Raw genomic sequence first — 12277 nt, forward strand, 5'->3', positions numbered from 1 at the left:
TTGTCTTGTTGATGTTTCCGGTGCTGGTAGAATTGACGCAACCGCTTCATCTCCTCTCCACGACGGGCCTCGCGGCGATTCTCATCTTCACGTGGCTCTTCGCGTGGGCGATCTTCTCGACGGCCCGCGAACGGATTTCGACCGTCCTCGGTTGACCTCCTCCCCCCACGACAGCCGAAGTTGCTTATAACGTACGCGGGCAAAAGGGGATTATGTCCGATTACGAGCTCGACGGCGTCGACCGGCAGATCCTCCACGCGCTACAGGAGGACGCCCGGAACCTGTCCTCGGGCGAGATCGCCGAGCGCACCGACGCCTCGTCGAGTACGGTGCGGAAACGCATCCAGCGGCTGGAATCGGAGGGCGTCATCAAGGGGTACAGCGCCGACGTGGATTACCAGAAGTCCGGCTACCCGCTCCGCATGTTGCTCTTCTGTACGGCGCCCATCCCGGAGCGCGGCGAGATGATCGAGGACATCCTGTCGATTCCGGGCGTCGTCTCGGTGCAGGAACTGGTGACCGGCGAACAGAACCTGTTGGTGACGGCCGTCGGCGAGAGCGACGACGACATCACGCCGGTCGCACAGGAACTCCTCGATATGGGGTTGACCGTCGCCGACGAGGTGCTCGTGCGGAGCCACGAGACGACGCCCTTCGAGGACTTCTCCTCGCCGTAAGTAGCCGCCAGCGACGCCGTCGCGTTCGTTCTCGGAGACCCGTGTGAATTGGAAACAAGGAACAGAACGTTCCAATATCACATCTATTTAGAACAATTTGTTCGAAACAGAGGATATAATAACCAGAACGTTCTATGAAGTCGCAAGCGCGACCAGTTCGAGTAGGAGGCCCGCTCCGACGGCGTGGCATCGCGCTGGTCCGCGAGAAAGAAAATGGCAGGTACACAACCGACGGAAACCCCACATCGTGCCGAAACGACATCGGCCTCGTTCGTTCCAAAGGCGTCGACCTGGGCGGTCTGGTCGCTCTTCGCACTCGGTCTCGTCGTCCTCGGCAACGAGATAGCGGGCGGATACGAACCCGCAGTTCCCGACCTGTTCGTCGTCGACGGGCTGACGGCGGTGATGTGGGTCGTGGTCACCTTCTTCAGCGGTATCGTTCACAGCTACTCCCGCCGCTACATGGCCGGCGACCGACACCTCGATGGGTTCTACGCGCGGGTGTTCGGCTTCACGCTCGTCGTCATGGTCCTGACCGCGGCCGACCACGTCGCCCTCTTTGCGGCCGCGTGGCTCGGCATGGGCCTCCTGATGGCCTCGCTCATCGGCCACGTCCGCGAGTGGAAGCAGGCGCGGGCCGCCGCCAGCCTCGCCCGCCGGTACTTCCTCGCCAGTAGCGGCCTGCTCGCCGGCGGTCTCCTCTTGTTGGCCTGGACGACCGGCCGGACCTCGCTTTCGGGCATCCTGGAGGCGACCGCGACCGTCCCCCAGTGGGTCGCCGCCCTCGCTATCGGTGGTATCGTCCTTGCGGCGATCATCCAGTCGGCGCTGTTTCCCTTCCAGAACTGGCTGCTCTCGTCGATGACCGCGCCGACGCCCGCCTCCGCCCTGATGCACGCCGGCTTCGTCAACGCCGGCGGCATCCTGCTGACCCGGTTCGCGCCGCTTTTGACCGAGACGGCCGTCGCGATGTCCGCGATCGTCCTCATCGGCGCCACGAGCGCCCTGCTCGGACAGGCCATGCTCCTCGTCGGGACGAACGTCAAGCGGGAACTCGGCGCCTCGACGATGGCTCAGATGGGCTTTATGACCCTGCAATGCGGCCTCGGCTTCTTCGCGGCCGCCATCGCCCACCTCATCCTCCACGGCTTCTACAAGGCCTACCTCTTCCTCTCCTCGGGCGCGGCGGTCGAGCAGACCGTCCCCGGCCACAACGGCCGCCGGCCCCCTGCGGTTCCGAGCATCGCCGTCGGCCTGCTGACGGCGCTCGGCGGCGGCGCGCTGTTCGCGGTCCTGACCGGCAAAGGGATGGCGCTGAACAGCGGCCTCCTGCTCGTGCTCGTGGTCGTCCTGACGACCCTGCACGCGACCCGCGACATCCTCCGTCGGTCCACGCTCCCCCAGTGGCTGCGGCTCGTCGGGACGCCGGCGGTCGTCCTCGCGGCCATCGGCACCTACGCCGTGGTCTTCAACGCCATCTCGGCGGTGATGAAGGACGTTCCGATGACGACGGCGCCGACCGAGCTGACGGTCGTCCACGTCGCCGTCGGCGCCCTGTTCGTGGGCGCCTACGCGGCGAGCGCTCTCGAGTGGCACCGCCAGAGCAAGCGCCTCTACGTGGCGCTTCTGAACCTCGCCCAGCCGGACCCGGCGACCGTTCTCACCAACAAGGAGGACTACGATGACGCATAATCACTACCTCGACGACAGCATCGAACGCGCGGCCGAAACCGTCGGTTCCGTCTGGCCGCTGCACTCCTTCGTCACCGCAAACCCGCTTTCGGGCTTCGAGGACCGGCCCTTCCACGAGGCCGTCGCGGAAGCCGAAGCGACCTTCGGCGGCCGCGGCTACCCACATCCCTCCGTCTTCCGGACCGCCTGGGCGGAGGGCCGCATCGACCCCGAAGCCCTGCGGTCGGAACTGGACGACCACGGCGTCGACCGCGACCCCGAGGCCCTCCTCGAGGACATGGAAGCCGCCGAGGCCGACTCCGGGACCGACACCGACGACGCGACGGCGGAAGTCGACCGCGTGCTGTCGAAGTGGCTCGCCGCCTTCCTCGACGAGGGGAAAGCCGAGTGGGCCATGCCGAACCGCGAGGAGGGATTCTACGCCGCCTGGCGCGAACTGGCGCCGTACGATAGCGACGTTCCCGGCTGCCAGCGGTCCTCGGCCCTGCCCGAGACGGCGACCGAGGCGCTGGAGGCCGCCCTCTCGGACCGCCCGCAGGGCGAATGGGAGGACCTCTTCGAACACCACCTCGCCGCCCTGCCCGGCTGGACCGGCCTCGTCAAACAGCGCGCCTCGGACGGCGCCAGCCCGTGGCAGGCCGAGGCGCCGATCTCGCTGACCGACTATCTCGCGGTTCGGCTGACGCTTTCGGACCTGCTCGATGCGCCCGTCGCCCACGAGGGCTTCGACGCCGACGCCGACCACGAGGAGGGCGTTCCCATCCCCGAAATCTGGCTGACCGCGTGGGAGCAAAGCTACCGTCAGCGCCTCCTCGACGATATCGACCGGACGGTGGGTGAGGAGGCCGGCGACAGTGGCGACGAGACCGACGACGAACGGCCCGCCGCCCAGCTGGTGTTCTGTATCGACACCCGTTCGGAGATCATCCGCCGGCACGTCGAGGCCGCCGGGGCCTACGAGACCCACGGCTACGCCGGCTTCTTCGGCGTCCCGATGCGCTATCAGGGCTACGACGACGACGTCGAGATCGACGCCTGTCCGCCCATCGTCGACCCCCAGCACCGCGTCGTCGACCGCCCGGAGGCCAGAAAGGTAGACGAAACCGATACCTACGACCTCAGTATCGGCGTGGTGTCGGCCGCCCGCAAGCACCTCAAGGCGCTGAAGACGAACGTCGCCGCCGCCTTCGCCTTCGTCGAGGGCGCCGGCGGCGCCTACGGGGCGGCGATGGCGACCCGGACGCTCTCGCCAGAGACCGTCCACGACGCCGTCGATGCCATCGATTCTCGGATTCCGTCGTCGGCCGATTTCTGTACGCCGACCGTCGACCGTCACGACCACGCGCACGCGGGCGGCGACCTCCCACAGGGGATGACCCTCGGGGAGAAGGCCACCTACGCCGAGACGGCCTTCGACCTCATGGGCTGGGAGGGGTTCGCCCGCCTCGTCGTCTTCACCGGCCACGCCAGCGAGACGACGAACAACCCATTCGAGGCGAGCCTCGATTGCGGCGCCTGTGCGGGCAACCCCGGCGGCCCCAGCGCCCGGGTGCTGGCGACCATCTGTAACGACCCCGAGGTGCAGGCCGAACTCCGCGAGCGCGGCATCGATATCCCCGAGGACACCCACTTCCTCGCGGCCGAACACAACACGACGACCGACGAGATAACGCTGTTCGACGCCGGCGTCCCCGAGAGCCACCGCGAGGACGTCGACCGCCTGCGCGCGGACCTCGAAGAGGCGCGGGCCGGCGCGACGGCCGAGCGGACCGAATCCATGGCGGCCGACGCCGACGACAGCGTCCGCGAGACCGAACGCCGCGCGGCCGACTGGGCCGAGACCCGCCCCGAGTGGGGGCTGGCCGGCAACGCCTCCTTCGTCATCGGCCCGCGCGACCTGACCGCAGGGACGGACCTCGACGGCCGCGCGTTCCTGCATTCCTACGACTGGGCGACCGACCCCGAGGGCGAGGCGCTGGAGGCCATCATGACCGGCCCGCTCGTCGTCACCCAGTGGATCAACAACCAGTACTACTTCGCGACGGTCGACAACGCCGTCTACGGCAGCGGCTCGAAGGTCACCCAGAACCCGGTCGGCAACGTCGGCGTCCTGCAGGGCAACGGCGGCGACCTGATGACCGGCCTGCCGCTCCAGTCGCTGCAGGTCGACGACGAGCGGGTCTACCACCAGCCGCTCCGCCTGACCGCGGTGATTCACGCCCCGACCGAACGGGTCACCGGCATCCTCGCCCGGCACCCGGAGGTCGCCCGACTGTTCGACAACGGCTGGCTGGACCTGTCGGTCATCGACCCGACACAGGACGGCGACCGCTTCCACTATCAGGGCGACCTGGAATGGGAGCCGACCCTCCGGACGCCGGTCGCACAGACCCACTAGCCACTCGCCCGTTTCTCGACCGTCCGGTGTCCGCCTGCAAAGTACTGATAAGGGGCCGGGTACCCAGCATGATGCATGGCCCGGACCATCATCGCCGAACTGCTCGCGCGGAACGCGCGGCACGCCGAGTCCCTGCCCGACGACCACTTCGCGGCCGTCGAGGACTCCCAGTCCCCGGCGGTCGTTTCGGTCTGCTGTTCGGACTCGCGAGTCTCACAGGAGGGGATGTGGGACGTCGAGGAACCGGGCTGGCTCTTCACGGTCGCCAACATCGGCAACCAGACGTGGGACTCCTACGGGGGCGAGACCGTCGTCAGCGGTGACGTGCTCTATCCGCTTCTCTACGCCGAACCCCACACCGAGGTCGCCGCCATCGTCGGCCACACCGGCTGTGGTGCGGTGACCGCGACGCTGAAGGAGGTACAGGGAGACGACACCGACTTTCCCGCAGGTGTCGAACAGCGCATCGAATGGCTCCGCCCGGTCGTCGAGGCCGGCCTCGACGATTCACGCGTCGACCCCGACCGCGAGGTGAGTCTCGTCGACCAGCTGGTCGAGTACAACGTCGACCGACAGGTAGCCTGTCTCCGCGAGAGCGAGGACGTGCCCGACGAGACGACGATACTCGGCTTCGTCTACGACTTCCAGGGCGTCTACGGGGACGTTCGCGGCCGCTCGTATCTGGTCAACCACGGCGGCGAGACGGATACCGACCTGCTCGCCGAGGACGTCCCCGACGCCTACGAGGCCCACGTCAAGCGCCTGCTGGAGTGAGCCCGATTGCTCGTCAGGACGGGCCTATTCATCGCCGATCCACAGCAGGATGCCGGCGGCGACGACGAGCGTCCCCGCGAGGCCGGCGAAGGCGACGGTGAAGTTCAGCGCTTCGGCGACGACGCCGACGAAGGTGGGGCCGAGGCTGCCGATACCTAAAAAGAGGGTCCGGGCGGCCCCGAGGTCCGCACCGGTCTTCTCGTCGGGGGCGGCGTCCAGCAGGATGGCATCGATAACCGGGAACTGCGCCTTGTAGCCGAAGGCAAAGAGGATGATAGCGGCGGCGACGCCGACGACCGACCCGACGGCGACGAGCAACGCCAGCGCGGCGGCGGCCAGCACCATCCCGACGACCGCGACGGTGTGTCGCGGGAAGCGGTCGCTCAGGGTGCCGGAGACCGGCTTGACGATCAGCCCGAAGGCGAAAAGCAGGGCGTAGGTGGCGCTGGCGAGTTCCGGCGAGAAGGACTTCGTCTCACGGAGGTACTCCGGCAGGAAGTTCAACACGCCGTTGACCATGAAGTAGAAGCAGACGAAGGCGACGATGGTCCAGCGCTGGCGGGGCGTCGCCAGCAGGCGCCGGGCCGTCGACAGGACTTCGAGGTCGGCGTCGTGGACGACGTAGGACTCGCGGTTCCAGACGACGAAGAGCACGAGGAGCGCGACGAGCAGGACGGCCACAGGGAGGAAGACGACCCGCCACGTCGCGTAGGCGATGGCGGCGACGGCGGCGACCGAGGCGAGGACGCCGCCGAGGTCCGTCCCGGCGCTGAAGACGCCCAGTGCACGTCCCCGGCGCTCGACGAACAGATCCGAGAGCAGCGCTCGCGAGGGGATAGCGTAGAGGCCCTTTCCGAGGCCGAAGACGGCCGTCCCGGCGACGAAGAACAGGAACCCGCGGGCGCCGCCCATGAGGACACAGCCGACCGCGAGGACGAGAAACGAGGGCGCAAGCAGGGTCGCGCGACTCCAGCTGTCCGAGAGCCGGCCGCTGGGATACTGGAAGACGGCGTAGACGCCCTGCAGAACGGTCAGCGCGATACCGGCCTCGGTGAGCGACATCGAGAGGTCCGCACGAATCTCCGGCAACAACGGGGGAACGACGAATCGGGCTAACTGCAGGGTGGCCCACGCTAGCGCCAGTACCGCCAGCATCCGGCCCGTGTAGCCGCCGACCAGTCGCTCCTCGTTGGACACGTTCGACGGTGAGCGGCGGCGGTACTTTTAAATCCGGATTTCCCTGCGGAGGGTCAAGACTCCTTGGGGGTGGACCGCTCGCGGCGGTCGCTACCGAACAGCCGGCCGATGATGGACCGCTCGGAGGGCCGTTCGGAGAGCATCACCGTACAGTCGACCTCGTCGACGACGTCGAGATGAAGCGTCTGGGTGACCAGCCGTGAGAGTAGTCCTTGCTCGGTTGCCCCGAGTGCGACGACGGTGTGGTCTTGGGCCGCCCGCTTGATGGCCGCCTCCACGTCGCCGGAGTCGTCGATGATGATGTCGGCGTCGGTGAGGTTGCGGTCGACGGCCCACTCGCGGATGAACCGCTCGCCAGCGTCGACGCGTTCGGGGCCGTCGACGACGTGGAGGATCGTCACCTCGGTGTCGGCGACCGACTGGAGAGCGCGGGCGACCTCTGCGCTCAGATCCGAATCGGGGCCACCCGCAGTCGGCAGCAGGAACTTCGAGGTGTCCAGCCCGCGGTCCTTGACGACGAGGAAATCGCAGGGCAGGCGGTTCGTCAACTCCGCCAGCGGCCGTTCGGCGCGAGCGGCACTCCACAGGCGGCCGTGGGTCCAGCCCATCAACACGAGGTCCGGTTCGGTCCGCCGGGCGACGTTGAACACCTCTTCGAAGGAGCGGTGCGTGACGGTCGTCGACGTCTCAAAGCGGATGTCGTAGTCTGCCGCGGTGTCGTGGAGGGATTCGAGTTGCTTTTCGGAGGCGGAGGTGATGCGCTGGCGCTGTCGGCTGCCCAGCGACATCCGTTCGGGCGCCTGCACGACGTGGACGGCGTGAACCACGGCGTCCTCGTAGTTGCTGGCGAGGAGACACGCCAGTTCGACGGTTCGGGATTCCGTCCGGGGGTTCGAGATGGGGACCATGATTCGGTAGCCGGCGTCCTCGCTGAGGCCGGTCTCCGAGGGGTCGAGGATGGGGACGTACGACCGGCCGACCAGTCGACCGAAGAGCCATTCCCGGGGCGAGAGCCGACGTTCGATTCCCTCGAACCGAGCGGATTCGAGCCGCTGTTCGCTCGTCTGGAAGTAGTTGACGACGGTGACGAGCGCGATGCCGCCGATAGTGTTGCCCAGCAGGACGGGGAGTACGAACCCCGTCATGCCGGGGACGAACGCCAACTCGCCGTGGAACATCAGGTAGAGCGCTTCCGTAAAGGAGACCACGACGTGGAAGAGGTTGCCGAGCGGGATGGCGAGGAAGGCCAGATAGACGACCAACATCCGGGAGATGGTGTCACGGGAGGCGTAGCCGACCCAGACGACGCCTGCGACGATGAGGCCGGCAAAGAGCGCCTTGAAGAACAGCGACCACCACGGGGTTTCGAAGGCCCCCTTGCGAGCGATGTAGAGTGCCTCCTGTGCGGCGTCGGGTTCGAAGACGCCGCCGTACGTGAGAACGACCGCGCCAGCGGCGCCGCCGAGGAAGTTCCCGGCGAGAACGACGCCCCAGTGCCGAAGCAGAGCCGGCAGGCTGGCGAGTCGCTCGATGGTCAACGCGACGGGCGGCAGCGTGTTCTCGGTGTAGAGCTGGTAGCCGCCGATGATGATGTAGATGAAACCGAGAGGATAGAGCATCGCGCCGACCAAGGCGCTGTCGCTTGCGGCAGACATCGAGGCATACAGCAGGAACGTGATGCTGATGGCGAAGCCGGCGGCGATACCACTGAAGAGGAGTTCGCGGACGCCGGAGGTGACCTCCTCGTCGGCGGCCGCGATGACCCGCTGGAACACCTCGTCGGCCGAGAAGCGGTCCCGAACCGCCTCACCGACCGCGGGGGCGCCGAGTTTCGAGCGCTCGATGGCCTCCCGGACCGACTCGTCCAGTTCCTCCTGGCCGATCTCCTCCGGCGCCACGTCGTTCGATTCCGTCCCGTCCGAGTCGTCCATTACTGGTGTGGTCAGAGGGGAGGAACTTGAGTTTGCGGGACCTGTTCCACATCGCCTATTTCAACCGCGGCCCTATATGCGGCCAAATGCCGCTGCCCGATACGCTCGAATGCGACACCTGCGAGACTGAGGTGGCCGGCGACGAGGCGATTCGCCGGGAGACGATTGGGGATCTCGACCCGATGAAATGGCAGACGCTCTGTTGTCCCAACTGTGGGAACCGGCTGAAAACCGTCTTCGTCGGCGACGAGTGACCGGGCGGTTATTAGTCGCTACCGACCCAGGTAGCGACCGTGTTCCGACGGCTCCGCGAGACCGGCCCCGTCGCCCTCGTTCCCGCGGCGTGGGGTGTCGTCATCGCCACGTACATCGGTGCAGTGACCGACCACGCGCTGTTCGTCGCCCACGTGGTGATGACGGTCCTGCTGGCCGGGTTCGCGGCCACCGGCTACGCCGACATGCGCGAGGGGCTTCTGCGCGTGTGGTGGCGCGTCATCGCGGTCGGTGTCGTTCCCGCCGCGGCGGGCGTCGTCGGCTTCGCCGCCGACATCGACGCCCTCCTTGCGGTCGCACTCTACGGCTGGATGGGCCTGCCCGCAGTCGGCCTGTATTATACCGGTCGACGGGTGCCCGACGGACGCGTCGTCTATCTGGCCGGCACCGCCCTCTGTCTCGTCGGCGCCGTCGCCTTTGCGACCGCGCCCGTCATCGCGAACGGGGTCGCCGTCGGCGGCCTGGTCGCTGTCGGTCTCGGACAGACCGCAGGCATCGCCGATACTGTCGCCCGGTTCTGATACGGGTTCTTGTAACGATGTACCGGTCATCGCCAGTGCGGTCGGCGATGGCCGATAAAAGAATACAACGCTCCCTATCAGTCGCCGACGCCTTCCAGTTCGGTCAGCGATTCGAGATCCGGCACGTCCTCGGCGGCGTTCTTGATCTGTTCCATCCGCTCGATGTGTTTCTCGGTGGCGAACTGCTGGAGTTCCGCCGGTTGCGGGCCGACGTTCTCGACGTACTGGTCCTCGGGGTTGGCGGCGATCTTGTCGACGAACGGGAGTATCTCGTTGACCGTCTCGTCGAGCAGATGCGGGTCGACGTCCTCCTCGGTGATGAGTTCCTTCAGTTTCGCCATGCCGAAGCCGACGTGGCGGCCCTCGTCCTGTCGGATCTTGGTGAATCCCTCGTAGAGGCCGGGCAGATGCGGCAGGTCGGGATGGCTGTCCTTCGCGTAGGACTGCTGCATCCCGTAATACCCGGTCTGGGCGAGGATGCCCTCGATGACGAGGTGGTAATGGCAGTAGGCCCGCGCGAAGTTATCGGGTGTCGGGTCGTCGAGCAGCCGGTGGGTCGCTTCCTCGTTGCGTTCGAAGAGTTCGTGGTAGGCGTCGTTGAACCACTTGTCGTCGGTCGGCGAGGAGGGCTCGAAGCCGAGTTCCTCCTCGACGGGATGGATGACCTCCCGCCAGTAGCGGTCGAAGTGGTCGGTGTGTTTGGCCTCCTCGTAGATCTGGGTCGTGAGGAACATCTGGTCGTCGATATCGTCCAGTGCCGTCGCCAGCGGCGCGAGGTCCTCGGTGACAGCCTGCTCGCCCGCGCCGAACCGGGCGACGCCCATCCGCATCCCATCCAGCATGGCCTCGGCGCGGTCCTCACCTTCCAGATACGAGATCAGCCGCTCGCGGTCGGTGTCGAGGTCGATCTCGAAGGGGTCCCAGTGCCGTTCGACGGCGTTGCGATAGTAGCGCGTCCCGCGGCTCTCCCGGTCGAGCTGCAGGTGTCGTGTGCTATCGATATTCATGACTCGGTAGCTAATACGGCGGCAGCCACATAGATGTTACACCCTGAAGCGAAGGCTCGTTCAAAAGGAGGGGCCTGCTCGGAACGGCGTTTAAGAACGCAGCAGTGCAACGGCTAGACATGCGACTGTTCGTCAGCGTCGACATCGGCGACATCGCCGCGGAGGTCGACCGGATACAGGCGCCGTTCCGGGAGTTGCCCGGCATCAACCCGACCGACCCCGAGCAGGCCCACATCACGATGAAGTTCCTCGGCGAGGGCGACCACGATCTCGACGACCTCACGGTCGCCATCGAGGCCGCCGTCGAAGGGGCCGATACGGACGCCTTCGAGGCGACCTTCGAGGGATTGGGCGTCTTCCCGTCGCTCGATTACATCAGCGTCATCTGGCTCGGCGTCTCGCAGGGGAGCAAACGACTCACCGAGCTCCACGAGAACCTCGAGTTCGAGACCACCGCGCTGGGCTACGACGAGGAACGACACGACTTCACGCCGCACGTCACCCTCGGACGGATGGACCACGCCGCCGCCAAGGAGGAGGTACAACAACTCGTCCGCGAGAACGACCCCGAGGCCGGCACGGTCCACGTCGAGGAACTGCGGCTGAAAAAGAGCACGCTGACCGACGAGGGGCCCGAATACGAGACGGTCGAGCGGTTCCCGCTGTAAGCCGGTCGCAGGCCCGCACAACCAGCGGCCCACGGGACCCAAAGGAACAAGAATTTAAACACAGCGAGGGAAGACTCGTCCACTATGGGTAAGAAATCGAAGGCCAAGAAGAAGCGGCTGGCGAAACTGGAGAACCAGAACAGCCGCGTGCCCGCGTGGGTCATCATGAAGACGGACCGCGACACGCTTCGCAACCACAAGCGCCGCAACTGGCGGCGGAGTGACACGGACGAATGAGCGCCGAATTCGACGAGCGCGTCATGACGGTCCCGCTCCGCGACGTCCTCGCGGAGGCCAAGGGCAAGCGCGCCGACAAGGCCATGAACCTCGTTCGCTCGCACCTCGCACAGCACTTCAACGTCGACGAGGACGCCGTCCGACTGGACCCCTCGATCAACGAGGAAGTCTGGTCCCGCGGCCGTTCGAAGCCGCCGAAGAAACTCCGCGTCCGGGCCGCCCGCTTCGAAGAAGAGGGCGAGGCGGTCGTCGAAGCAGAGACCGCATAACGTGCTCCGGGCGGCGCTTTCCGGTTCCGATTACGTCGGCGTCTTCGCGCGGGCCACCGACGACGTGCTACTGGTTCGGCCCGACATCGATGAGTCACTACTCTCGGATTTCGAGGACGAACTCGAAGTGCCGAGCGTCGAGACCACCATCGCTGGCTCCGGAACCGTCGGCGCCCTCGTCGCGGGCAACGAGAACGGCCTCCTCGTCAGCGAGCGCGTCACCGACCGCGAACGCGACCGCATCGCCGAGGTGACCGACCTCCCGGTCGTCGAACTCCCCGGTCGTATCAACGCCGCCGGCAACGTCGTCCTCGCCAACGACGAGGGCGCGTACGTCCATCCCGACCTCTCACGGAAGGCCATCCAGGCCGTCGAGGACGCCCTCGACGTGCCCGTCGAACGCGGGATGATCGCCGACGTCCGAACGGTCGGCACCGCCGCCGTCGTCACCGGCGACGGCGTGCTCTGTCACCCGAAGACGACCGACGAGAAACTCGACTTCCTCGAGGACCTCTTCGGCGTCTACGCCGACATCGGCACCGTCAACTACGGCGGTCCGCTCGTCGGCTCCGGGCTCGTGGCCAACTCCTACGGCTACGTCACCGGCGAGTCCACGACCGGCCCCGAACTGGG

At 66.8% G+C, this 12277-nt stretch carries 14 protein-coding genes; 11 read left to right on the top strand and 3 right to left on the bottom strand.

Annotation, left to right across the window (positions count from 1 at the left end):
• Positions 1–20 precede the first annotated feature (20 nt).
• The 5 genes from V5A53_RS02085 to V5A53_RS02105 all read left to right on the top strand — a co-directional run bounded on the left by V5A53_RS02085 (position 21) and on the right by V5A53_RS02105 (position 5541).
• On the top strand, positions 21–155 hold the full coding sequence (locus V5A53_RS02085) for a hypothetical protein (RefSeq protein WP_332311901.1): 135 nt from the start codon (positions 21–23) through the stop codon (positions 153–155).
• A 57-nt stretch (positions 156–212) separates the two neighbouring features.
• Entirely contained in the window at positions 213–677 is a 465-nt protein-coding gene (locus V5A53_RS02090; RefSeq protein ID WP_332311902.1) for an Lrp/AsnC family transcriptional regulator, read from the top strand.
• A 213-nt stretch (positions 678–890) separates the two neighbouring features.
• Complete coding sequence (locus tag V5A53_RS02095; RefSeq protein ID WP_332311903.1) at positions 891–2369, top strand: proton-conducting transporter transmembrane domain-containing protein; 1479 nt, start codon at positions 891–893, stop codon at positions 2367–2369.
• The gene (locus V5A53_RS02100; protein ID WP_332311905.1) at positions 2359–4767 is read left to right on the top strand and encodes a DUF2309 domain-containing protein; all 2409 of its coding nucleotides are present in this window, start codon (positions 2359–2361) and stop codon (positions 4765–4767) included. Before V5A53_RS02095 ends, V5A53_RS02100 begins: the two co-directional genes overlap by 11 nt.
• A gap of 75 nt (positions 4768–4842) precedes the next feature.
• Positions 4843–5541 (top strand): carbonic anhydrase, encoded by a 699-nt coding sequence (locus V5A53_RS02105; RefSeq protein ID WP_332311906.1) that lies wholly within the window; start codon positions 4843–4845, stop codon positions 5539–5541.
• Between the two features lie 24 nt (positions 5542–5565).
• On the opposite strand, the gene V5A53_RS02110 is transcribed toward V5A53_RS02105, so the two are convergent.
• Together V5A53_RS02110 and V5A53_RS02115 are read right to left on the bottom strand one after the other, a co-directional pair.
• On the bottom strand, positions 5566–6696 hold the full coding sequence (locus tag V5A53_RS02110) for an MFS transporter (protein WP_442928666.1): 1131 nt from the start codon (positions 6694–6696) through the stop codon (positions 5566–5568).
• Between the two features lie 95 nt (positions 6697–6791).
• Positions 6792–8669 (bottom strand): formate/nitrite transporter family protein, encoded by a 1878-nt coding sequence (locus V5A53_RS02115; RefSeq protein ID WP_332311908.1) that lies wholly within the window; start codon positions 8667–8669, stop codon positions 6792–6794.
• A gap of 86 nt (positions 8670–8755) precedes the next feature.
• On the opposite strand from V5A53_RS02115, the gene V5A53_RS02120 reads away from it, so the two are divergent.
• Positions 8756–8923, top strand: a complete 168-nt coding sequence (locus V5A53_RS02120) for a hypothetical protein (protein ID WP_332311909.1) — start codon at positions 8756–8758, stop codon at positions 8921–8923.
• Between the two features lie 39 nt (positions 8924–8962).
• Positions 8963–9463 (top strand): hypothetical protein, encoded by a 501-nt coding sequence (locus V5A53_RS02125; protein WP_332311910.1) that lies wholly within the window; start codon positions 8963–8965, stop codon positions 9461–9463.
• Between the two features lie 77 nt (positions 9464–9540).
• Here the strand turns inward: V5A53_RS02125 and V5A53_RS02130 are convergent, their stop codons facing one another.
• Positions 9541–10470, bottom strand: a complete 930-nt coding sequence (locus V5A53_RS02130) for a ribonucleoside-diphosphate reductase (RefSeq protein WP_332311911.1) — start codon at positions 10468–10470, stop codon at positions 9541–9543.
• 119 nt (positions 10471–10589) lie between these two features.
• On the opposite strand from V5A53_RS02130, the gene thpR reads away from it, so the two are divergent.
• The 4 genes from thpR to V5A53_RS02150 form a co-directional block, all read left to right on the top strand.
• On the top strand, positions 10590–11138 hold the full coding sequence (gene thpR, locus V5A53_RS02135; protein ID WP_332311912.1) for an RNA 2',3'-cyclic phosphodiesterase: 549 nt from the start codon (positions 10590–10592) through the stop codon (positions 11136–11138).
• A gap of 84 nt (positions 11139–11222) precedes the next feature.
• Complete coding sequence (locus V5A53_RS02140; RefSeq protein ID WP_332311913.1) at positions 11223–11375, top strand: 50S ribosomal protein L39e; 153 nt, start codon at positions 11223–11225, stop codon at positions 11373–11375.
• Positions 11372–11644 (top strand): 50S ribosomal protein L31e, encoded by a 273-nt coding sequence (locus tag V5A53_RS02145; RefSeq protein WP_332311914.1) that lies wholly within the window; start codon positions 11372–11374, stop codon positions 11642–11644. Before V5A53_RS02140 ends, V5A53_RS02145 begins: the two co-directional genes overlap by 4 nt.
• 1 nt (position 11645) lies before the next feature.
• Positions 11646–12277: translation initiation factor IF-6 (locus tag V5A53_RS02150; RefSeq protein ID WP_332311915.1), on the top strand; the 632-nt coding region annotated here is incomplete at its 3' end.

This window comes from Natronomonas sp. (assembly GCF_036625485.1).
Lineage (GTDB): Archaea > Halobacteriota > Halobacteria > Halobacteriales > Haloarculaceae > Natronomonas.